This window comes from Pedobacter terrae, assembly GCF_036946585.1.
GTDB lineage: Bacteria > Bacteroidota > Bacteroidia > Sphingobacteriales > Sphingobacteriaceae > Pedobacter > Pedobacter terrae_C.
The window spans coordinates 71,375-95,712 of the sequence record NZ_JAQIIV010000013.1 but is presented as its reverse complement, the minus strand read 5'-3'; the positions used below and the strand labels follow the sequence as shown (position 1 = coordinate 95,712).

The 24,338-nt window shown below is 40.7% G+C and carries 12 protein-coding genes; 4 read left to right on the top strand and 8 right to left on the bottom strand.

Features of this window, described 5'->3' with window-relative positions:
- The first annotated feature begins 488 nt into the window (after window positions 1-488).
- Complete coding sequence (locus tag PGN18_RS16285; RefSeq protein WP_335320663.1) at window positions 489-6,260, top strand: lamin tail domain-containing protein; 5,772 nt, start codon at window positions 489-491, stop codon at window positions 6,258-6,260.
- Window positions 6,261-6,268: 8 nt separating this feature from the next.
- On the top strand, window positions 6,269-7,189 hold the full coding sequence (locus tag PGN18_RS16280) for a PorP/SprF family type IX secretion system membrane protein (protein WP_335320662.1): 921 nt from the start codon (window positions 6,269-6,271) through the stop codon (window positions 7,187-7,189).
- A gap of 175 nt (window positions 7,190-7,364) precedes the next feature.
- On the opposite strand, the gene PGN18_RS16275 is transcribed toward PGN18_RS16280, so the two are convergent.
- Entirely contained in the window at window positions 7,365-8,843 is a 1,479-nt protein-coding gene (locus PGN18_RS16275; protein WP_335320660.1) for an IS4 family transposase, read from the bottom strand.
- 2,445 nt (window positions 8,844-11,288) lie between these two features.
- The gene (locus PGN18_RS16270) at window positions 11,289-12,608 is read right to left on the bottom strand and encodes a hypothetical protein (protein ID WP_335320659.1); all 1,320 of its coding nucleotides are present in this window, start codon (window positions 12,606-12,608) and stop codon (window positions 11,289-11,291) included.
- A gap of 314 nt (window positions 12,609-12,922) precedes the next feature.
- Between PGN18_RS16270 and PGN18_RS16265 the strand changes: the two genes are divergently transcribed.
- A complete protein-coding gene (locus PGN18_RS16265) occupies window positions 12,923-13,168 on the top strand; it encodes a helix-turn-helix domain-containing protein (RefSeq protein WP_335320658.1) in 246 nt (81 codons plus the stop codon).
- Between the two features lie 116 nt (window positions 13,169-13,284).
- On the opposite strand, the gene PGN18_RS16260 is transcribed toward PGN18_RS16265, so the two are convergent.
- The 6 genes from PGN18_RS16260 to hsdR form a co-directional block, all read right to left on the bottom strand.
- Window positions 13,285-14,292, bottom strand: coding sequence for a PIN domain-containing protein (locus PGN18_RS16260; RefSeq protein ID WP_335320657.1), 1,008 nt, complete (start codon window positions 14,290-14,292; stop codon window positions 13,285-13,287).
- A 1-nt stretch (window position 14,293) separates the two neighbouring features.
- The gene (locus tag PGN18_RS16255) at window positions 14,294-14,551 is read right to left on the bottom strand and encodes a CRISPR-associated protein Cas2 (RefSeq protein ID WP_335320656.1); all 258 of its coding nucleotides are present in this window, start codon (window positions 14,549-14,551) and stop codon (window positions 14,294-14,296) included.
- A 139-nt stretch (window positions 14,552-14,690) separates the two neighbouring features.
- A complete protein-coding gene (locus PGN18_RS16250) occupies window positions 14,691-16,592 on the bottom strand; it encodes a restriction endonuclease subunit S (RefSeq protein ID WP_335320655.1) in 1,902 nt (633 codons plus the stop codon).
- Complete coding sequence (locus PGN18_RS16245) at window positions 16,592-18,016, bottom strand: class I SAM-dependent DNA methyltransferase (protein WP_335320654.1); 1,425 nt, start codon at window positions 18,014-18,016, stop codon at window positions 16,592-16,594. Before PGN18_RS16245 ends, PGN18_RS16250 begins: the two co-directional genes overlap by 1 nt.
- Before the next feature lie 3 nt (window positions 18,017-18,019).
- Window positions 18,020-19,630, bottom strand: coding sequence for a hypothetical protein (locus tag PGN18_RS16240; protein ID WP_335320653.1), 1,611 nt, complete (start codon window positions 19,628-19,630; stop codon window positions 18,020-18,022).
- Window position 19,631: 1 nt separating this feature from the next.
- A complete protein-coding gene (gene hsdR, locus PGN18_RS16235) occupies window positions 19,632-22,025 on the bottom strand; it encodes an EcoAI/FtnUII family type I restriction enzme subunit R (RefSeq protein WP_335320652.1) in 2,394 nt (797 codons plus the stop codon).
- Window positions 22,026-22,258: 233 nt separating this feature from the next.
- Here hsdR and PGN18_RS16230 point away from each other — a divergent pair, with 233 nt between their 5' ends.
- Window positions 22,259-23,002 carry a hypothetical protein gene (locus tag PGN18_RS16230; RefSeq protein ID WP_335320651.1) on the top strand — a complete coding sequence of 248 codons (744 nt, stop codon included), beginning with the start codon at window positions 22,259-22,261 and terminating at the stop codon, window positions 23,000-23,002.
- Window positions 23,003-24,338 lie beyond the last annotated feature (1,336 nt).

Sequence of the window (24,338 nt, the reverse complement as noted above, 5' to 3'; positions counted from 1 at the left end):
CTCACTCGTGCCTCGCTCCGGGCTTTTCGTTGCAATCAGGCTTATTAACAAAGTCTGTAACTATCAGAGGCAAACTTTTGTATGATAAGATCCTCGTTTATCTGTTTAAATCAGTGGAAAATATCAATAGCATGCCACCAACCAAAGTCATGACGGTTTAACTTATTTCATAAAACGATAAAAAATAATAGGAGAATTAAACAACAACCTTCTGATTTTCGTCATTGCGAGGAGGAACGACGAAGCAATCTTTATGGAAGCGATTACCGGCATAAAAGATTGCTTCGTCGTTCCTCCTCGCAATGACGACCTTTCTTCCAATGATTCTCCTGAAGAATCTACAAACCTGACAAAAAAACTGCCAACGTCTGCAAAACCATAAAATTACCCGGTATTACATTTATTTTTCCACATTCGTCCGAATTAACATTAAATTAATCTGATAATAAGGCAATTGCATATACATTTGTTGCAACAAAACTTACTATATGAAAAGACCTTTACTTCTCATTTTATTTCTTTTGGTTTTCGTGCATTATTTATCTGCCCAGGTTTCACTAACGGTACTAAATACAGCTAAATCAGAAAATTTCGACAGCATGACGGCTACAGGAACATCCACAATTACCGGATGGAGTGCTGTTAAAGCCAGCGGTACAAATACCGCAGCCGTTGGTTCAGCCCTATCATTAACGGTCTACAGCACTTCATCAAACAGTGGCGCTGCTTATAATGCGGGCACATCTGGCGCGGCCGACCGCTCGTTAGGAAGTTTAGCCTCTGGTGCTTTAGTACCCAGGTTTGGTGCCAGCTTCCAGAACAATACGGGTGCAACAGTAACTTCAATCGATTTAGCAGGCGTTATGGAACAGTGGAGAACAGGTTCAAATGCCACCGTAAACGAAAAACTAAACTTCGAATATAGCTTTAATGCCTCCAGTATTGCCGACGCATCGGCCACCTGGCTACCACTTTCCGGCATGGACCTTAATGAAAAATTAACCAGCACAACCACAGCAGCTGGTGTTGATGGAAACCTGCCAGCCAACCAAACGGCTATTTCAGGAAGCATCACTGCCATTACCTGGACAAATGGGGCTACACTTTATATCCGCTGGACAGATACCGATGATTTAGGTAGTGATGGCATTTACTCGATCGATGATTTTAGCATTACGCCAAAAGGCAGCGCTTCCACTACACCGGTTTTATCAGCGTCAAATACCGCATTGGTTTTTGGCGATCAAAACATCAATTCAAATTCTGCAGCGCAAAGTTACACTTTAGGCGCGGCCAATTTAACTGGTGGTGTTTCTGTAAATGCTACAGCGCCTTTCTTTGTTTCAAAAGACAATACTACATTCAGTAATTCGATCAGTTATACAACAGGCGAAGTGGCCACCTCACCCTTGGTGTATGTGCGTTTTAGTCCAACAGTTGCAGGCAATGCCACGGGTACAATTATCAACAGCAGCAATGGTGCCACTCCGGTTAATGTTTCCGTAAGTGGAAATGGACGATCAACCATTTTAACGGTAAACCAAACCGCTTTTGATTTTGGTGCTCAAAATACTGGGTCAAATTCAGCCGCACAAAGTTTTAATCTGAGTGCAACAGGCTTAACGGATGTGGTTAATGTAACTACTACAGCACCTTTTTATCTCTCGAAAGATAATGTTACCTATAGCACCTCTTTAGTTTATACAGTGGCAGAGTTAGCTGCAAGCAAAACGGTTTCCGTTCGCTTCAGCCCTACAACTACAGGCCCGGCATCAGGCAACATCAGTATCTCAAGTAATGGCGCAAGCACACAGAACATTGCTACAGCAGGTGTAGGTACAACACCGCCTGCAGCAACCACACATGTTGTTATTTCTGAAGTGTATGGTGGTGGCGGAAATACCGGTGCCACTTATAAAAACGACTTTATCGAATTATATAACCCTGGTAATACCGCGGTTGATTTAATCGGCTGGAGCGTGCAGTATTTAAACGCTACTGGCACAGGTACCTGGGCCAAAACAGATTTAACGGGCAGTATACCTGCAAAAAGTTTTTATCTGGTTCAGGAAGCTGTTGGAGCTGGTGGAACAGTTAATTTACCTACGCCAGATGCCATCGGGACATTAACCTTATCTGGTACAACCGGAAAAGTTATTTTAAGCAATTCAAATACGCTTCTTACCGGTGCCAATCCATCAACCGCAGCAGTGGTAGATAAGGTGGGTTTCGGCCCAACGGCTACGGGTTTCGAAACTGCACCTACACCGGCAATTTCCAATACCACCGCTATTGAACGTAAGGCAAGCGCCACATCAACTGCGGCTACGTTAGCGGTTGGCGGTGCAGAAGAGTTTAATGGTAACGGCTACGATACCGATAACAACAGTACCGATTTTGTAGTAACTGCTCCTAACCCTCAAAACAGTACCATTAAAGAGCCAACCGGTGCCAACCACCTGGTTATTTCTGAAGTGTATGGCGGTGGGGGTAACAGTGGCGCAACTTATAAAAACGACTTTATTGAATTGTACAATCCAACATTAAGCGCGGTTGATTTAACCGGCTGGAGTGTACAATATGCCAGCGCCACCGGAGCCTCGTGGCAAATCACTGCCCTATCGGGAAGCATTGCAGCAAAAGGCTTTTACCTCATCCAGCAAGCCGCTGGTTCAGGAGGTACCACCAGCCTGCCAACGCCCGATAAAATCGGCACCATCAATATGAGTGGAACCGCCGGTAAAGTATTACTAAGCAATAGTACAACCGCGCAAACCGGTATTTTACCAACCGGATCAGCAGTGATCGATTTGGTAGGTTTTGGTGCTACAGCCAACGGTTTTGAAGGTACTGCTCCGGCACCAGCCCCAACCAATACTTCATCTATAGAAAGAAAAGCAAGTGCTACATCAGATGCCACTACCATGGGTATTGGAGGTACCGAAGAATTTGCAGGTAATGGATACGATAGCGATAACAACACGGCAGATTTTATAGTAAGGACACCAAATCCTCAGAACAGTACAGTAACTGAACCTGTTTCCACTTCAGGTCCATACCTGGCAGTTGCGCCAAAAACTTTGGCTTTCAGTAACCAGGCCATCAACACTACATCAGCTTCAAAAAGTTATGTACTCTCTGCCGGTAATTTAACCAATGCCACTACGTTAACCACCGCTGCGCCTTATTCTATTTCTAAAGATAACGCTACTTTTTCTACCACCTTAAGTTACAGCGTGGCCGATTTAGCCACCAACCAAACGGTGTATGTTAAATTTAGTCCAACAACAGTAGGTAATGCAGCAGGCGCCGTTTTACACAGCAGTGCAGGCGCAACTTCGGTGTCGCTTTCATTAACAGGTCCGGCGGTAGATCCTAACCAAACCGCATTCAATTTTGAAAACTGTACAACAGTAGGCAGCTCGGCCTTGTCTGATGGCTTTTACCAATACAGCGTAGCCGGTCCGCAAACCTGGGGCTGTACCACTACCTTCGGGCACGATGCCAGCGACCCAACAGGAGTGGCAAGCGCAGGAAATGCCATTCAGATTAATGGCTATTCGAGCGGCAATATTTTAAATGAAGATTGGTTAATTTCGCCAGCCTTAAATATTTCGTCATTCAATTACGCTATTTTATCATTCTGGACCAGATCTGCTTTCGCAGGAGATAAATTGCAGCTCAAAATCTCGACCAATTATACGGGTTCAGGTAATCCGGCACTCGCCACATGGACCAGTTTGGATGGTAAATTTCCTGAAACAGGTTCCGATAAATGGACCAAATCAGATAATATCGATTTATCAGCTTATAAGGCTACACCAGTTTATGTTGCCATTGTGTATAATTCTACCACTTCATCAGCCAGCCGCTGGACGGTAGATGATTTTGCCGTAACCAATTCGAACACACCGCCAGCGGTTGATATTACGACTTCGCCTTCAAGCATCAGTTTCGGCTTCCAGGCGGCCAATACCACTTCAGCAGCCAACAGCTTTGGCTTTTCTGCAGGTAACCTCACGGGCGATGTAACTTTAACTGCTCCAGCCAACTTTACGCTGTCTAAAACCAGTAACGGAAACTACAGCAGCAGCATTACTTATCCTAAAGCCGATATCAACAATACCTCACCAACGGTTTATGCTAAATTTTCGCCAACTGCAGTAAACACCAGTTATACCGGTAATGTAACCATTGCAACTGCTGGCTCGGCAAACAAAACCGTTGCCTTTAGCGGGAATACTTTCGATATTGCCAACACTTTAGAAGTGGTTAACTGGAACATTGAATGGTTTGGTAGCCCGGCTCAAAATCCGTCAAACGATGCCTTGCAGGCCGCCAATGTTAAAACCATTGTAAACAATATCAATGCAGATATTTATGGCTTTGCAGAGGTAGTAGATACCACTTTGTTCAGAAATACGGTTTTACCGGCAGGATATGATGTGGTGTTCAGCGAATTTGGATCTTACGCCGATAATAAAGCCGATGCCGATTATCCATTGGCACAAAAACTGGCTTTTATGTACCGTACCGACCAGATTAAGCCCATATCTACTCTGGACATTTTAAGAGACACCTATAATCCTGCTGTACCGTCAACCAGTGCCGATGGTAGTGCTTACAAAAACTGGTCGTCAGGCCGTTTCCCTTATATGATGCAGGCCCAGGTAAAAATCAACAATAAGCTGGATACGGTTTATTTCGTGGAGATTCATGCCAAGGCCAACACGGGCACCACAGCCGATCAGATTGATTCGTACAACCGCCGAAAAGCGGGGAACAAACAGTTAAAAGATTGGCTAGACCAAAACCTGGCGGGTAAAAAGATCATCATCCTGGGCGATTTTAACGACGTATTGGATGCCGATAAAACCATTGCGACAATGCCTGCAGGTACCGGCACATCCTATGCTGATTTTACACAGGATGCAGCCAATTATTTCCCGGTTACCTTGCCTTTAAGTTTAGCCGGAAAGCAATCTACAGCTGGATTTAATACTGTAATCGATAACGTAATCATTACGAAGAGCCTTAACCTCAATTACATTCCGGCCTCGGCCGAGGTTTTGGATGACGTTAAAAACCTGGTAGCCAATTATAGCTCAACCACAACTGATCATTACCCGATCAGGACGAGGTATTTATTTGGCAATGGCGCCCCAACAATCAATGCAGTGCAAAACCAGTCCGTTTGTTACAGTCCAGCGAACCAAACAATTGCCTTAAGTGGAATTTCTGCAGGACCAGAAACGGCACAGAACACCACGCTTGCAGTTACTTCAGATAATGCCAACCTGTTTGATGTATTAACCATAGCGGCAAACGGTACCGATAAAGGCACCATTACTTACCACTTAAAAAACAATGTGAGCGGGGTGGCCAACATTACGGTTACTGTGATGGATAACGGCGGAACAGATTTTGGAGGAGTAGATAAAATTACCAAAACCTTCAAGCTAACAGTAATTTCAACAGCTACGGCTACCGTTACAGGCACAGCTGCAGTTTGTGTAAACGGAGGGCCGCAAACCATCACCTTTACCGGCGCAAACGGAACGGCACCTTATACCTTTACCTACAACATTAACGGTGGCGCTAACCAAACCGTAAGTACTACCGCAGCAAGCGCCTCAGTAACGGTTTCTGCACCGGGTAACGTAGCGGGCACTTTTGCTTATAATCTAGTCAATGTAAAAGATGTAAATTGCGGCCAGCCACAAACCGGAACGGCAACTATAACCGTAAATGCTTTACCGGTAGTTTCCATCAGCAGCAACAAAGGGCTAAACATTTCTAAAGGCGATGTCCTTATGTTAACTGCCACAGGCGGTGGACAGTACAGCTGGACAGGCACTGAAATCATCAATGGGCAAAACACCGCATCGGCAACCATCAGGCCAAAACAAAGCGGCACTTATAAAGTAACCGTAACCAACGCCAGTGGTTGTGTAAGCGAGCAGACCATTTCGATTACCGTAACCGAAGATTATAAGCTCGAAGCCAGTACCGTAATTACCCCAAATGGTGATGGATATAACGATAAATTTATCGTCAAAAACATCGATTATTATCCAAACAATACCTTAAAAATATTTGATAAAGCCGGGCGGATTTTATATACCAAACAAGCTTACGCCAACGATTGGGATGGAACCATAAACGGCAGTCCTTTAAACGAAGGCACGTACTATTACATTATCGATCTCGGTAAGGGCATTGGTACATTTAAAGGTTATATCAACATCATTAGAGACTAATTACAGACATGAAAGCAATTACCAAAAACATAAAGCAAATGCGTCGGGTAACGTTTCTATTTGCAGCCAGTACATTATTTGCTTGCAGCGTAAAGGCACAGCTCCTTCCACTCAATGCACAATATTTCCAAAACCGTTACCTGGTTAACCCATCCATGGCCGGTCTTAACGAAGGGTTTAACATCAATGGCAGTTTCCGCAAGCAATGGTCAAACATTCCAGGCGCACCCATTACCCAAAGCGTCACTTTAGATCAGCAGGTAAACAAAGTGGGTTGGGGTGTAAACATTTACAACGAAAAATCAGGTGGCATCCAGCGCACCAAAGCCGTTGGAACTTTTGCCTATCACCTGCCGTTAAATAGCGACGATCAGAAACTAAACTTCGGTATCTCTTTTGGCGCCAGTCAGGATAAACTGGATATGAGCAGTGTAAGGAACAGTGATATTAACGATCCATCCATTGCCCGTTTTAATGATAGGGGTTATTACCTGGATGGCGATTTCGGGATTTCTTATACCTCAAAAGGATTAACAGTTGAAGGTGCCGTACCCAACATGCGTTCGGTTTTTAGGAACGATGATTTAAACTATGCCAATAAACCTACCTTTTATTCAGCTGTGGGCTATAAGTTCACGCTGGGTTCGGGTATAAACGGCATCAGTCTGGAGCCTAAAGGGGTGTTTAGGGGCATCAAAAATTATAAAAATTTATGGGATGCCGGTTTAAATGCCAATTTTGCTAATGATAAACTGTATGTAATGGCCATGTACCACAATACGCAAAATGCTACGGTTGGTTTTGGCATGAATTACAAATCGACCTTATATTTTATGGCATATTACAATACCGCCACTTCAGCCATCAGCGGTTATACCGATGGCGATTTTGAAGTAAACATCAGGCTGAACATTGGTAAGAAGCCGTAATTTTAAAAGAAAAAGTCGTCATCCGATTACTGTCGGATCTCGCGCATGCGGGAATTTTAATGCATAACAGATTTGAAACAATTTTAAGATTGACTTTAAGTTAAAGCCGTAGATAAAAAAATCTGCGGCTTTTTTGTTGTGTCATCCGAGGGATCGTCATTGCGAGAAGGCTTTTTCAGCCGACGAGGCAATCTTTATAACAAGGATCATTAGCATGATAGATTGCCAGCCTGTTGCCGCTACTATTAGGACACATCTTAAGTTTTAAATGCCGCAAGTTTCCAGCCTTGATAGATATCTTCAAATTTATCCAATCCTCTTTTATTATAATGGGTCCTGCTGGTTGGGATTTAACATTTCCTTTCCATCCCCCAAGTCTTGCGATAATCCAACTTGCCCAGGAGAGTTTGTCTTTTCGGTATGGATTAATCGTTTTCGGTGTTTTTGGCAGATGATTTTTCTCAATAGCTTCCAGACAATCAATTTCCTGTTGATCAAACACTTCCTTGAGCTCTTGACAGTCCTCTTTGCCATAGGCCAGATAAAGCTGCATCACCCTCAGTGCTGCATTTAATACCATCAAAAATAGTTTTCTAATTGCCCATCCTGTTTCCAACTGGCTCTCTTCTATCTGAAAACCTTGTTTTTTTAGTATGCGGAACAGTTGCTCGATATACCATCGCTGTGTATACCGATAAACTATCTTCAGGGCTTCCTCTAAGCTTAAGGTGGGCTGGTCTGTGAGCAGCCTCCAGCACACGCCATCTTTGGTGTCATTATTCTTTTCCCTTGCTTCTATAGCATATAGTTCTTTTTCTTCAGCTATCTCTTTGCCAACTCCGTTCCTTGGTTTTTTGATACTTACCTTTTGACACCTTACCTCCATTTCCACGACTCTTTTGGTTTTATCTTTGCGCAGGTCGGCCGGTAAGGTTAGTAGGTATCCGCCCAGAACTGGGGCGTTCCTCAATACCGAATGTAATTTGGAACCATCAGCCAGTCTTCGGTTATCCCTGCTCCGGATGATCAAACTGGTACGGGAATCTGGAACTAAACAGAACTGCTCATAGATATCGCCCTCTCTATCCTGGATAATGGTAACATGGGCTGCCTGTGATAAAACATCTTTGGTTTTCTTGCCCGCTTTAATCCATTTATAAGATTCCTTTTCTTCAATCGCTTCTGTTTTGTAAACCTTGGTGGTATTATTCGACTTGTCCCTGGTTCTGTGCCATAACTGGAGGTCGCAATAGCCCAATATGTCTTCACTACCGGCATCAAGTACCAAACTCACATGGGAAAGAAATCCTAAACCTGTTTTATTTCCAACCAAACCAAGTCCACTTCCAGGTTTAATGTTATTGGCATTTTTGCTTAGCCCGAAGGAACTGGTATCCTGAATTACCAATACATCTTTACCCATTGTGTTTTTAACACACCGCTGTATCATCTCTTTAATCAAAACGGACTCATTAACAGCCTCATTGCCCAGAAAACGATAAAAACCTCTCTGTTCTGCTTCATTTTTTGTAGCTGAATGAATGCTGGAGCTCCTGCTTTGAAGTAGGGATGAAGATATCAGCTCTGCTCGGCGCTCTAATCGTTTATCTCCCAAAAGCCCATCAAAATCTGGTTTATGTCCTATGCGATCCATTCTGCAAAGATATTTTTTATTTGTGTCCTAATAGTAGCTGTTGCCGGCAGGCTTCGTCGCTCCTTCTCGCGATGACGACTTTTTTAGGGAGCTTTCAATAGTAGCGAAGCAAAGGATCTTTATAATACTCTCCATAACCACCCCCTGCCCCTCCTAAATTAGGAGGGGAGTTCCCCTCGTAGTTTTATAGAATCAATACATAAATGCTATTTATGCACCACGCTGTCTACCCCACGCTATCTGCACCCTGCTACCGGCCTCGCAGATTTCCGCCGGAAAAAGCACGGAAATATTTGCACCCCTCCTCATAACCCCACAGGCCAAGGCAGGGTCAAGGCGAGCGCGGTGGAACAAAGCAAGGGCTAAGAGCCTCGATGCTGCCGCAACAAAGATTTCCGTAGCTTTTTAAAAGGAATTGCGTAGCAATCTTTTATACCAATAAAAACAACATGATCACATAAAAAACGATGCAAGCCTTTCAGTTATGCCTTGTTTGTTGTTGTTTTCAATGGTAGGCATGCTTTCGCTTCGCTCAGGTTTGTTTCTTTTCTATCAAGAGAAAAGAAAGAGCCCTTCCGTGGCTAACCGGGGCAAGACAGTGCCTAGGGCAAAGCATAGCAACCGCTTTAAGATTCCCGCATGCGCGGCAATGACGGGCTCTGTTTATGAAAAGTTCAAAGATCTCTCCACTGCGGTCGAGATGACGGATTTATCGGTGAAACAACGCCCTATTAGAAACTATCCTAATACACCATGCGATCTGCACCCTGCTACCGGCCTCGCAGATTTCCGCCGGAAAAAGCACGGAAATCTTTGCAGTTCCCCCTCATTACCCCACAACCCAAGGCAGGATCAAAGCGGGAGCGGTGGAATAAAGCTAGGGTAAGAGCCTTGATACTGCCGCAATAAAGATTTCCGTAGCTTTTTACAAGGAAGGATGCAAGCCTTGATTTTTGGTTACCTTTTTATCAAGAAAAAGGTAAGAGCCCTTCGGTGGCTAACCGAGGCAAGCCCGAGCTAGGGGAAGAATATCGAGCGCCTTAAACCCCTATCCGCCTATCGGCACCTTTCCCCTGAAAGGGAAAGGACTAAAAGAGAATTCTCTTCATAACCACCCCCACCCCTCCTAAATCAGGAGGGGAGTTCCCCTCGTAGTTTTATAGAATCAATACATAAATGCTATTTATGCACCACGCTATCTGCACCCTGCTATCTGGCCTCGCAGATTTCCGCCAGAAAAAGCACGGAAATCTTTGCAGTTCCCCCTCATTACCCCACAACCCAAGGCAGGATCAAAGCGGGAGCGGTGGAATAAAGCTAGGGTAAGAGCCTTGATGCTGCCGCCATAAAGATTTCCGTAGCTTTTTACAAGGAATTGCGTAGCAATCTTTTATACCAATAAAAACAACATGATCACATAAAAAACGATGCAAGCCTTGATTTTTGGTTACCTTTTTATCAAGAAAAAGGTAAGAGCCCCTCGGTGGCTAACCGAGGCAAGACAGTGCCTAGGGCAAAGCATAGCAACCGCTTTAAGATTCCCGCATGCGCGGGAATGACGGATTTATTGATTGAAGAACGACAACCATATTAGAAACTATCACCAGCCATCATGCTATCCGCACCCTACTACCGGCCTAGGATATGATGGAAGGAGAAAACGTTAAAGCTTTTGCACCTCCTTTCAACTTATCACTGCCCAGAGGCAGCACGCCCTCCCCGATCCTTCATCGGGGCTTGTGCTGACGACCTCAAAGCTTTGACGAATTTATCCGACATCAGATCCAAGCCTTGATTTTTGGTTACCTTTTTATCAAGAAAAAGGTAAGAGTCCCTCGGCGGCGGTGAGCCGAGGCAAGCCCGAGCTAGGGGAAGAATAGCGAGCGCCTTAAACCCCTATCCGCCTATCGGCACCTTTCCCCTGAAAGGGAAAGGACTAAAAGAGAATTCTCTTCATAACCACCCCCACCCCTCCTAAATCAGGAGGGGAGTTCCCCTCATAGTTCCAAAGGAATCGATCCACGCATAATGTTTATGCTCCACGCTATCTGCACCCTGCTATCTGGCCTCGCAGATTTCCGCCGGAAAAAGCACGGAAATCTTTGCAGTTCCCCCTCATTACCCCACAACCCAAGGCAGGATCAAAGCGGGAGCGGTGGAATAAAGCTAGGGTAAGAGCCTTGATGCTGCCGCAATAAAGATTTCCGTAGCTTTTTACAAGGAATTGCGTAGCAATCTTTTACACCAATAAAAACAACATGATCACATAAAAAACGATGCAAGCCTTGATTTTTGGTTACCTTTTTATCAAGAAAAAGGTAAAAGCCCCTCGGCGGCGGTGAGCCGAGGTAAGCCCGAGCTAGGGGAAGAATAGCGAGCGCATTAAGATTGCTTCGTGCCTCGCAATGACGACCGTATTAGTGATACAGCAAACAAACACCCCCTTTACCCCCTCTTCACTTCATACCACTTCCCCACCCCCTCTACAAACTCCTCAAAAAACTCCCTATAATACCCTTTAAGCACCTGCACCCTAAAATTTACCCGGCTAAAAAACCATACCAGTTTATAATCCATTTCCGCCTCAAACAAATACCATAAATACGGTTTAGCGGTATCGCAAACCAAAAACAGACCAGGCTGATCCGTATTCAGATGCAGACTTTTCCCTTTCACTTTAATTTCAAGCTGCAGTTCATAATAATCGCCCTCATCCTTTAACACGAAACTTAAAACAGGTACCTCCATGGCGAACTCGACCAGTTTCATATCGCGCATTACAGGTTTGCCCGTAACATTACGCAGGCCATAAGTATAAAAGTAATGGGTAAAACGTTGTTGCATCAATAGCGGTAAAGCCTTGTGCCATAACTTAAAAAGGGCGAGTTGGTTGGCATCATTAATCGCATTAACTTCGGCGGTGGTATCGGTCAGGTTACCATTGGCACTAAAGCGTATGGCGGCGATCTCTTTCATGGCGAAGCAAATGCGGTTCAGCTCCTCCTGTTGTGGCGAGAGGCTGATGCCATCCACATCATGCAGATTAAACACGAAACGTTTAAAAGATTTAATCGTTTTAAGGTAAGCCGTGGCCGCAAAAACATAAGGAATTAAAAAAGGATAATGGTTGGTGTGGAAATGCTGCAGATCGGTATTGGCGAAACAATAACCAATGCTAACCGGTGCCAGGCGTGCCATATCCTGTTTACCCGAAAGCCTTTCACGTGGTACTACCGTACGTTCCGTAACATCTGGTAAATCATCACCAGTCCTAAACAAACCGCTAAACTTTTTCTTCAAGGTAATGGCAATACCGCCAGGTTTTTTAGCCACATCTACATAGCTCGATCGCTTGTTGCCCAAAGCAAAACATGCCGGCCAGTAATATGGTTGAAAATCGCAGTAACCGCCCCGCATCATGGCGCGCAAAGTAAGGTAAGCATAACGCCCAAGGTAGGTTTCATCAGTATCAATACTACAGCTCACCAGCAGGCAATCGTATTCTACCGCGATGTAAACCTTTGCTTGTTCCCCTCCCAATTTAACAGTAACGGTTAACAAACCCTGATCAAAAGAAAGCGATTGTATGGCCAAGGGCTCAGGCTTTTTACCTACACTAAATGTGCTGTGCAATCCGATTACTATCGGATCGCTAGCTATCCCATCCAGAACCGCTAACCTTAACACCCTGCTCCCCTTTTCTAAAGGCAGTTGATAAAACCGCGAAATCGGTTTCCCTGCAATTGTAAATGGTTTAGTCATCATACTCGTATGGTTTTACGAGTCTTGTTGGGGTAAAATATAAAAGTGGGCTTCTACCTACCATAGCTCCTTAAAGTTTCTCAGGCCTTACGTTGATATGGAATTACAGCAGAAACCCACTCTCATTTAGAAATGCTAAAATAGCATAAACTATACAAGAATGGGCTATAAATCTACTGTTTTGCATCAACGGCCTGAGATTTGGAGCTGCAAAACTCTTATTTATAACTCTTTATTAATTAATCAAATATAATAAAACCGCAATAAAAGGACAAATAAGTCCTAATATTTTTTCAATAATATTTGGACTTTGCATTGTGGGAAAACAATATCGGGATCAAGAATACCTAATCAAAATTGGAAAACGCATCGTAGAAATCCGTGACCTTCGAGAAATTACACAGGAGAAGCTGGCAGAATTAACCGGAATTGATACCAGACAAATAGGTCGTATTGAAAGAGCTGAAACTAACGTTTCTATCAGCAGCCTTAAATTGATCGCTGATCATCTGAAGATATCAGTGTCAGATTTACTGGATTTTTCTAAATCATTAGAAAAATAACAAGCGAAATAAAGTGGATATAATGAAGAAATAAATAGAATACTTAATCATAAAAATAAAGCCCGATCAGCGATGATTGGGCTTTTAATTTTTTCAAGTGAAAGAAAGGAATTTTATTAAATAGACTCATTTTCTTCTATGGCATCCGTCGATTCTAATTTATCTGCCGTTAAGGATAAATCATCTTCACAAGAATCAAATGTATTAAATTCCGTCGACTCCTTTTCTACTGTAGAATCAGATTGACTAAGTTCTGTAATAATTTTTTCTGAATTGCCTTGCACAAATTCTCCCACCTCTTGTATTGTTTCTTCAGTTATTTCAAATTCAAGATATTCTTTAGAATATTTAAGGAATTGATCTGTTGGGTACATATAAAATAAGTTCGGCTTACTAGCTTTAAATTCCTCAATGAGTTCAGGCCTAGGACCAATAGTTAAACCCAATTCTTTCAAATACCAGTCAATTTTTCTATCACTGGTTACAAGTATTATTGGATTATCCTGCGAAGCATTTTTTTTGAGAATCTCTTTCCAAAATACTAGGTCTCCATATCTATCCGGAATAGGCTTTTGCAAGTCGCTGAAACCTGGCGGCACTTTATTTTTATACCTAGCTTCACCCTCTTTATATATCGCCTCTAGCTCTTCATTTGTAAAAGAAGTACCAACTTTCCCTCCAATAAGGTCAGCAATCTTTTCTTTTGTAGGATTTTGAAGAATTAATTTTTTTACTTCACCTTGTTTTTCGACTAACTCCCTATCAAATTTTTCACAAAATTCAGCTATTTCATTAGTAAGTTCTTCACTAAGAAAGGGATGACTTCTTTTTTCATCTATTTGATATTTGAAGTCAGTAAGTGCTTTAATTGTGCTTTCATATTTCCGTACCTGTTCTGATATTACTATATTCAAATTTTTATGATACTCTTTTGTTACTTGATAAGGTATCCAAATTCTTTCACCAAGTTGCTCAATCAGCGCCATCAACTGACTTACAGTACCATCTGAATAGCGATATAAATCCAAGAGAACATTTGTATCAAATATAAATATTCCATTTTCCCACATACTCTTAAAATCTTCATTTTTAGGAGAATAGTGTCCAGGGTAAAGATTTCTCATCTCAAACTTTATTTAAATGTTTCTGAAACCAATCGCTAGTACCGATCACATTTCTCCATGCCGCATATTGACCAGATTTTATAACAAAAATTCTATCGTTAGCATCAATGTGCTGCAATAAATTATCTCTTACCAAACTTGCACTATGTTCTGATAATATGGCCCAAGATGATTCCGTAATCTTTGCCCATGTCCCATAAGCCCTAATTGCCTCATACAATTCGTTATAATTTCTTCCAGGAGCACGTAAATCATACATTATAATATAACATTTTCTCATGTTTTTTTAATTATTTTCTATTGAAAGTCACTTATTTAATGAAGAATATTCATACGTAAAGTAAATAATACTTTTAAAGAAACATGTAATATATTAAGTTAGTTTAATTAAATATATTTCATTTACCTTTAGCTCTCTTCAATTGCTTACCGAACCCTCTAGGCTCAATATTATTTGCCCTGATTATTTCAAGTCCTTTTTTTAGTTCATCTTCAGAATATTTACGTTTTCTATCACTCCAGCTGTAAAAATCTACAATTAACAGTTCATCTGTTAATTCTTCCTTTCTAATAATCCTATTATTCCAAACAGCATATAGCGTAGCAATAATTTCTGAAAAAGCTTCAGTCGAATTCGCTAAAAGATTAAATAGATTACTTAACTTATCGCTAACAGGTGCAAAATATCCTTCATAATACTGATCAATTTGATCTACTTTTTCTAAAGGATAATACCTATAATTTTCTTCTTTAAACCATTTCGATCGTTCCAAATTTATTGCTATACTGTGCATAAATTTATTATCGTAAGGTCCTGCTGTTTGGAAGTAATAATCAGAACCTAAATCTGCTTCTGCAATATGTTCTGAAAGATATTGCAATTTCTGAAGCTTAATATGAGTAAAGTTCGGATCGTCCTTGAATAGGGAAATAATTTTACCTCCTAAAACTTGCTTTGCAAAATTTTTCCTGTTGTCAGGTATAGCTAATTTAGCATTCCGGGCAGGTTTTCCCTTAATCGCTAAAGTCTCTTTTAAAACCTGTTGCAACAATTGCTCATTTTGTAATTGGCTTTGTTTAATGCTACTTTCTAACTCATCACATGCCTTCATTAATTCATCTAACTTAGAAGCGATTTGATTTTGCATTGATAAAGGTGGAAGGGGAATTTTTATTGAAGATAATGACTTACTTGACATGTTACTAATCCCCATACCCTTACGATAAGTATTTATATTACCACTAAAGTTTAGATAGTTAATAAAATAGTATATAAATAAATTACTAATATTACTAGATGGTCTTATTCTGTGAATATGATTTTGGAAACAGATATCATATTTCTCTTTCCAAATAGCGCATCTTCCGGCTTCACCTCCTTCACATATTAGAAGGTCTCCAAAAACAGCAGTGCATTTATCAAGTTCATTATCCTCTATTGCAATTTGTTTTACTTTATCTAGCTTGAAGTACCCCCAATATAGATTTGATGTAGTAATATAATCTCTCATCTTTCCTTTATTCCTTCCACTATCGAGAGTTTTACCAGAATTATGTTGAACCAAATCACCAATTCGACACCAAACCCAGTCTTTTGGTATTTCAAAAGGCATTTCCTCTTGCGTAATGGGCGGTAGTCCTTTTTCTTTACTTATTTTTTTATCTTTTAGCTGCTGATCTTTTTCTGCTTTTATGAGAGCTAAAAGCTGTTCCCCCGTCTCGTGGTCTTCTACTGTCTTGGGGTGACAAAGCTTACCTTGCATTGCCTCGAATAAAAAAGCTTGGCGAAGTTGTTTAACTAAAGAAATTTGTTCTTGGAATTCTAGTTCAATTAATCGGCTATCGGTTTCTAATAAATTATATTTTTCTACAAACTCTAATTGATCAGCTAATGATGGTAAAGGAATTTCGATTTTTGCGATCTCTTTTATAGGTAACGTAACGTTTGCCATTCCCTTCATTCTGGCAACTAATTCATTCTCCTTGTTAAGATTTAGAAACCTAAATAAATATGCTGAATTTAAAATTGATTTATCTTTAGGAATAATAGCACATAAAATTGAACCTAATGCAAATTTTCCAGTTTGGTAGTGTATGCGTTTAATGCTTGCGTGCCCATGTCCCGTACCAGAAACCAAAGGCACAATCACAGCTTCGTCATCAAACTGAAATTCATTATGGGATTTTCTTTCCTCACTTGTAACGACTAAAGGATATTCACCCGCTATTGCTTTTTGTATCCCTGTAATTCCCTTGGTAATGGTACACAGTTCACCTAGAGTATATTTACGGTTAGCCATTAATTTATAGCCTCCTTTAAACTCGCAAGTAAAGCATTACTTTTTTCAAAAGACTGCTGCAACATATCCATCAATTCCATACTATTGTAATTATGAGTTTCCTTAGCTTTGGTCGGGTTCTTTATATCTAAATCGTAATTACGATCAATTACAGTTTGAATATCTACTTTCCAAGCAGTTTCACTTTCTTGCCGATTATCCCACCATGCTTTTATAGGATCGAACTCTTTAGCTTGTATGGTTTTGGTTTTGCTATACGATTTTTGTCCTTCGGGCAAACGGTGCTCATAATACCAAACCTCTTTAGTTGGCGTGCCTTTATCAAAAAATAATAAATTGGTAGCTACCGTAGCATAAGGTTGGAAAACAGAGTTGGGCAGACGAATAATGGTATGGAGATTACATTCTTCTAATAGTTTTTGGCGTACACGCTGCTTTACACCGTCACCGGTTAACGAACCATCAGGCAAAACAATGCCTGCTCTTCCATCATGCTTAAGCAGGTGTATCATTAAAATTAAAAATAAATCGGCACTTTCTTTTGTACGATAATTTTGAGGGAAATTATTTTCATTATTGTTTGCTACAATGCCGCCAAAAGGTGGATTCGCCAAAATAACATTTACACGATCTCTTTCTTTGTATTCGCTTAACGGTTGATCTAAACTATCACGATAAGTTATGTTTGGTACTTCAATATCGTGTAGTATTAAATTTGTAGTAGCCAACAAATAAGGTAAAGGTTTGTATTCCCAGCCAATAATATTCTGTTGTATTTTATTACGATCATCGACACTATTTGCCTGCTTATTCAAATGCTCAATGGCACATGTTAGATAGCCCGCTGTGCCACATGCCGGGTCAAGAATCTTTTCACCTAACTGTGGATTAATTATATCGGTAATAAATTGGGTAATGGCTCTTGGCGTATAAAACTCACCACTTTTTCCGGCACTTTGTAACTCTTTTAGTATGCTTTCATAAATATCTCCAAATGCATGGCGATCCTTCGCTTTATTAAAATCTATTTCATTAAGCTTATTTAACACCTTACGGATGTTGGTCCCGCTTTTCATGTAATTGTTGTTGCCATCAAAAACCTCGCGCACTAATATAGCTCTCTTATTCCCTGTACTTATATCAATATTACGTAAAGCAGTAAACAATTTACGATCTACAAATTCCTGCAGCTCATCGCCAGTAATACCCTCGTCGTCTGCTGCCCAATTATCCCAATGGTATAATTCTGGAATTGGTGAAACATAATCATCATTTAATAATTGTAACTCCTTATCCTTATCACAAAATATCTTAAGAAAAAGCATCCAGCCCAGCTGCTCAACCCTTTGTGCATCTCCATTCAGCCCGTTATCTTGCCACATAATCTGGCGGATGCTGCTTATTACCCCTGAAATATTACTCATTTATTATTGTTGTAGTTTCATTAAATTTATCGGTTCAGGCAATACCTTTACACCTTGTGGTGAATTACCTGTTGTAAATATGCTGTGCCAGTAATGATAGTTTTGTTTTCCACCAAAAACGGAAACTGCAAGAGAATTATTTTTCCATAAGGGCAGATTACTTAAATTAATTATTGAATTGGTAATTATCTTCCATAGAACATCGCTGAATTCATTTTGAAACAACTTTTTATCGTCTATTGGAATACCTAAAGAGATAAAGTGATTTTGAATAATTTGCCCTATAAACCTTAACCAATTGTGCAGAATCTCTTCCTTGACCATTCTATATGCCCTGACATGATCTGCAGGTAAATTCTCCCCATTTTGAATTCGATTTTCTATTTTAAAAGTTCCTAATTCGAGGTCAAATTTACCAATAAATAATTCTTCTGCAATTATACTCATTAGGCGGACAATTTGTTCAGTTTCTAAGCTTCTGGGATTTTTTCCTTCATCAAGCCTGTAAGATATAGGCGTATCTAATAAATCTTGATAAATAAAAAATGGATAAAATGTTTTCTCAATTGTACTATAAGAAAGTGGTTTTTCTTTTGCTCGCCCCCCCATATCCACAAACTCAATAAGCTTATTTTCTGGATGTCTTGTTATTGCATCTCTAACGGAATCCAAGATATAACGTTTTAATTCTCTCGATTCACCTTTAAAGTAACCCACCAACTGCCTTTCAGAAAAGTTGAAATTATCCTTTTCCAATTTTAATTCTTCTTGATAACGAGTTACACGATCCCAATACAGCGTGTTACCCAAATGTCGTTGAACAGATTTATCAAAAGCAACTTGCCTTAAGGTAGTACCCGCCCTAAAATTTGTAAGTATTAATTTATCTCTATCTGGATTTATAAAAACCCTTACCGGTATATTTAGAGTATTTAACAATATTTGCGCAGCAGCTTTATGTTGTCCATCAAATATTTTAATCTCCGATTCTTCTTCACTTTTAATATCAACCCATCCTAATGAAATATGTAGTTGTGGATTGCCTGAATAAAATTCATCTACCAGTTTACTAATGTTTGAGCCAATTGCTCTAGGGTTAATAACATTGTCATGATGCAAATATTGAATAGGAAAAACTGCAAAGAAATATTTTAAACCACTTAACTTATCAATATAAACATCTTGTGTAATTATTTCAGGCCTCCCAAGTGAGGAAAATGAGTAACTTACTTTATCGTCAGATAACTTAAACCTTATTTTATCGGTCGCTCCTCCTTGAAGCTTTAAAATATCATCTAGATTTGGACTACGGTCTTCTTTCTTTTTGAGATTTTCTTGTATTTTACTAAATGCGTGAAGTATACGTGCTAAATTCAAATCTGCAGCCTGCTTTGATCGGTTAGCACTCGAAAAGGTTAGCGCGAAATTTGAAGGATCATCCTTCCCATCCAATTTTGAAGGTATTACATGATCGATATCCAAATCTGAGATATGTAGTTGCAAATCTATCTGTTCGTTTGTTATGAAACATTTACCATTTTGGATATGCCAAAGTTTTTCGATTAAAGCTGTTCTTTCAGCCGGATTGAGATTGTTTAAATAGATCGATGACATTTTATGCTATTTGATATAATTGATTTTCTAATTCTTTAATAGCTTTCAGGTAATTAGGTTTGCCTCCAAAGCTTTCTATAATTTCTAGTGCTGAGCCATAGGAAGCTACTGGATTAACTTTAAGTACCTCCAAACTTTCAATATTCGCGATTCCTTCATCGGCATACTTATCTAATAATGCGTTCAGCACATTTTTTGCCTGTTCGCCATATTTAGTAAAGTAATTACGCTTTTTAACATTATTAGCTCTTTCCTTGCGTGTAAGAGGTTGTTGATCAAAAGCTACGTGGCAGATGATATCAAATAAATCACAATTTCGATCAACGGCTTCCAATAGGGCTTCAACTGGCACACCCTGTTCTGCAAGTTCATTTATTAAGATTTCTTTTTTATCAGCAGCATTCCAAACCGTTAAAAATTCTTCAAGGCTATGGAACTTATTTTGCAACATTTCCTTTGAATAGTCTTGCAGATTAACCGTAATCAGTTTTCCGTCTTTATTAAAGTACAACTCACGGGTTACTAGAATGGAAACATCAACACCATTAACAACAATTTTTTCTCTTTTTACTTTTTGGTAGCTAGAAGCAGGCTCTCTTACAGTTGGTGATTCCTTTGGGACAAGCTTATCATCTAAATTCTCACCGCTTAATTCATCAATTATTGGTGTATCTTCTTTCTGTTCTTCATTAATAATATTGCCTAGGTCAGCATCTTGCGGTAAAGGTTTAACGCGAATAGGGTCTCCATCAAAATCTTTATCCGCAAATTTATCTGTCGCGTTTCTAAAATCAATAATGGTAAAATAGAGCTTACCATGTTCTTCATCTATTCTGGTACCTCGACCTATAATTTGTTTAAACTTAGTCATGGAGCCAATCTCTGCATCTAAAACAATAACCTTACAAGTTTTAGCATCTACACCAGTTGTCATCAATTCAGATGTTGTTGCAATTACCGGGTAAACAGATTCAGGTTCAATAAAATTATCTAGTTCCCTTTTACCTTCATCATTATCGCCAGTAATGCGCATAATGTATTTATGGTTTTTGGCAATCAAATCACTATTCTGATTGGCAAGAGCAGAACGCATCCGTTCCGCATGATCTATATCTCGACAGAATACGATCGTTTTTGCAAACCGATCGTAACCTTTTAAAAATTCAGTGATTTTCGAGGCCACAACTTCCGTGCGCTCTTCTATAACCATTGTTCGGTCAAAGTCTTTACGGTTGTAAATCTTATCTTCTACCTCATTACCGTCAATATCTTTTTTTCCTAAATCAGGTCGGTATCCTTCCAAATCTACATTCAATCCAATCCTTACTACTCTATATGGAGCGAGGAATCCATCATCAATGCCTTGTTTTAAACTGTAAGTATAAATTGGATCACCAAAATATTCACTATTGCTTGCTGTCTCGCTTTCTTTTGGCGTTGCAGTTAAACCAATTTGTGTAGCACCTTTAAAGTAACTTAAAACCTCTCTCCAGGCACTATCTTCTCTTGCACTTCCACGATGGCACTCATCTATGATAATTAAATCAAAAAAGCCTGGTGTAAATTGTTTAAATATATTTTTTTCTTCTTCCGAACCTGTCAAACCTTGATAAATAGCTAGATAGATTTCATAGCTCTTATCAATCTGTCTTTTTTGGATAACAGTCATTTTATCCTTAAAGTATTTAAAGTCGCCTCTTTTTGTTTGGTCAACTAATGAATTGCGGTCGGCGAGAAACAATATTCTTTTTTTAGTCTTCGATTTCCATAAACGATAGGCAATTTGAAATGCAGTATAGGTTTTCCCAGTACCGGTAGCCATTACCAGAAGAATACGATTTTGGCCCGATGCAATAGCTTCTAAAGTTCTGTTAACAGCATTCTGTTGGTAATATCTAGGCCTCCGCCCTGAACCATCAAAAAAGTAATCCTGCTCAATAATCTTTTCAGCCTGCTCGGTTACTATTCCTTTGTAATCTTTATACTTCTCCCAAAGCATCTGGGGTGATGGAAATTCATCAAGGTTTAGCTGTTGCTCAATTTTAGTTAAATTTGTTTTATCGTGAAAAAGAAAGCCATCACCATTTGAACTGAATACAAAAGGAATATCTAAAATCTGCGCATAATTAAGTGCCTGTTGCATTCCAGAACCAATAGAATGTTTGTTATCCTTGGCTTCAATAATTGCAATGGGAATATTTGGCTTATAGAATAAAATATAGTCTGCTCTCTTTTTAGCTCCACGAGTTGTTAGTCTACCTTTAACATAAATCTTTCCATCAGTGAAAGAAACCTCTTCAAGGTATTGAGTTAGTTTATTCCAACCTGCATCTTCAATGGCAGGAGAAATAAACTTAGTGCAAATATCACGTTCCGAGAGCAGCTTTTTAGACATAGTAAAGTGTTTTCCGAAAATAGAAAATTTTAATGTAACCAACATATTTAATCAAACTTAGCTGTAAAAGCCTGGTAAATTATTTGATATAAAAATTTTAGGCCCATTGTGCTTCCATATAATTATCAATAGCCCTTATCAAAAAAATTTCTTCACTCCTTTTAGTTGTAAAGAAAATAATATTAACTTAATGCCAATTAATCTAATTTATTTACTTTTTAAAACTACATGTTATGTCTAAAACAAATGAGACAGGCCACGCCAAAAACGTAGCCAATTTCGAAACCCTTTTGAGTTATGTAACCGGTTATGGCGCCGTGTACAACCCCAGTAATGCCAACATCCAGTTGAGCAGTTTAACCGAGAAAGCCGCCGCAGCCAAAACCATTAACGAGCAGGTGCACGATGCTGCCGCTAAAAACAGCAATGCCATAGCCCTACGCGATCTGGCTTTTGCCCCCTTAAAAAAGCTAAGTACCCGTGTGCTCAGCGCAGTTAAGGCAAACAGTGTAGCCCAACAGGTATTAGATAATGCCGTTAGCCACCACCGCAAAATACAGGGGCAAAGGGCAACCGCCAAACTCACCGCCGAAGAAAAGAATAACCTGGCCGCCAGCGGCAAGGTGGTTAACCAGATTTCTGCTTCGCAACAGAGTTACGATAACCTGCTCGATACGTTGGATAAGCAGATTAAACTCTTAGCCACCATACCGCAGTACGCCCCTAACGAGGTAGATTTGCAGCTGGTAAGCCTCACCACTTTATATAACGACTTATTGCAGAAAAACCGTGATGTAGTGGCCAATACCTCGCAGTTGAGCACCCTCCGCATTAACCGCAATAACGCGCTGTACGATGCAGAAACCGGTATTGTTGCCCTGGCACAGGATGTGAAAAACTACGTAAAATCTGTTTTCGGCTCAACCAGTCCCCAATACAAACAGATTTCGGGTATTCCGGTACGATCGCTGGAATAACCAACCAATAATACCCTAAAAAAAATCATCCCTAATTTATTTCCCTATTTCCATTTAACAAGCGCCAAACGGGTGGCTATTTCTCTCTCAGGCAGTGCTTAGCGCTAAAATGGCCCATTGCATCTCCTCAACTATCTCCTAATACCGCTAAACTACCATCTGCAACGTCTGAACTGTCGACCGAAACGTCTGAACTATCGACCGCGACGTCTGAACTATCGACCGCAACGTCTGAACTACCGACTGCAACGCCTGAACTGTCGACCGCAACATCTGAACTTTCGACCGCAACGTCTGAACTATCGACTGCAACGTCTGAACTAACGACCGCAACGTCTGAACTATCGACCGTAACGTCTGAACTATCGACCGCAACCTCTGAACTACCGACCGCAACCTCTGAACTACCGACCGCAACGTCTGAACTATCGACCGCAACCTCTGAACTGTCAACCGCAACGTCTGAACTGTCAACCGCAACGTCTGAACTACTGACTGCAACGTCTGAACTATCGACCGCAACGTCTGAGCTACGCATTAAGGTTCCCACCTGCGCGGGATCCGATAGCCATCGGATGACGACCGTCTTATAGCGATCGCCTTAGCCTGCAATATGCTCCATGCTATCTGCACCCTGCTATCCGGCCTCGCAGATTTCCGCCGGAAAAAGCACGGAAATCTTTGCACTACCCCTCATACCCCCCACAGCCCAAGGCAGGATCAAAGCGATTGCGATGGGACAAGCGAAGGTAAGAGCCTCGATGCTGCCGCAATTAAGATTTCCGTAGCTTTTTACAAGGAACGATGCAAGCCTTTCAGTTATGCTTTGTTTGTTGTTGTTTTCAATGGTAGGCATGCTTTCGCTTCGCTCAGGTTTGTTACTTTTTCATCAAGGAAAAAGTAAAAGCCCTTCGGTGGCTAACCGAGGCAAGACTGAGCCCGGGAAAAGAAAATAGCGTTTGCATTAAGGTTCCCGCATGCGCGGGATCCGATAGCCATCGGATGACGACCGTCTTATAGCGATCGCCTTAGCCTCTTATATGCTCCACGCTATCTGCACCCTGCTATCCGGCCTCGCAGATTTCCGCCGGAAAAAGCACGGAAATCTTTGCACTCCCCTTCATACCCCCACAGCCCAAGGCAGGATCAAAGCGAGCGCGTCGGGACAAGCAAAGGTAAGAGCCTCGATGCTGCCGCAATTAAGATTTCCGTAGCTTTTTACAAGGAATGATGCAAGCCTTGATTTTTTGTTACTTTTTCATCAAGGAAAAAGTAAAAGCCCTTCGGTGGCGGTTGACCTGTACCGATTTTTAATCGGTAGCCGAGGCAAGCCCAA

Bases quoted from the DNA above. Each gene is read 5' to 3' on its own strand.
- PGN18_RS16285 (WP_335320663.1), top strand. From the start codon at position 489: ATGAAAAGACCTTTACTTCTCATTTTATTTCTTTTGGTTTTCGTGCAT.
- PGN18_RS16280 (WP_335320662.1), top strand. From the start codon at position 6,269: ATGAAAGCAATTACCAAAAACATAAAGCAAATGCGTCGGGTAACGTTT.
- PGN18_RS16275 (WP_335320660.1), bottom strand. From the start codon at position 8,843: ATGGATCGCATAGGACATAAACCAGATTTTGATGGGCTTTTGGGAGAT.
- PGN18_RS16270 (WP_335320659.1), bottom strand. From the start codon at position 12,608: ATGATGACTAAACCATTTACAATTGCAGGGAAACCGATTTCGCGGTTT.
- PGN18_RS16260 (WP_335320657.1), bottom strand. From the start codon at position 14,292: ATGAGAAATCTTTACCCTGGACACTATTCTCCTAAAAATGAAGATTTT.
- PGN18_RS16255 (WP_335320656.1), bottom strand. From the start codon at position 14,551: ATGTATGATTTACGTGCTCCTGGAAGAAATTATAACGAATTGTATGAG.
- PGN18_RS16250 (WP_335320655.1), bottom strand. From the start codon at position 16,592: ATGGCTAACCGTAAATATACTCTAGGTGAACTGTGTACCATTACCAAG.
- PGN18_RS16245 (WP_335320654.1), bottom strand. From the start codon at position 18,016: ATGAGTAATATTTCAGGGGTAATAAGCAGCATCCGCCAGATTATGTGG.
- PGN18_RS16240 (WP_335320653.1), bottom strand. From the start codon at position 19,630: ATGTCATCGATCTATTTAAACAATCTCAATCCGGCTGAAAGAACAGCT.
- hsdR (WP_335320652.1), bottom strand. From the start codon at position 22,025: ATGTCTAAAAAGCTGCTCTCGGAACGTGATATTTGCACTAAGTTTATT.
- PGN18_RS16230 (WP_335320651.1), top strand. From the start codon at position 22,259: ATGTCTAAAACAAATGAGACAGGCCACGCCAAAAACGTAGCCAATTTC.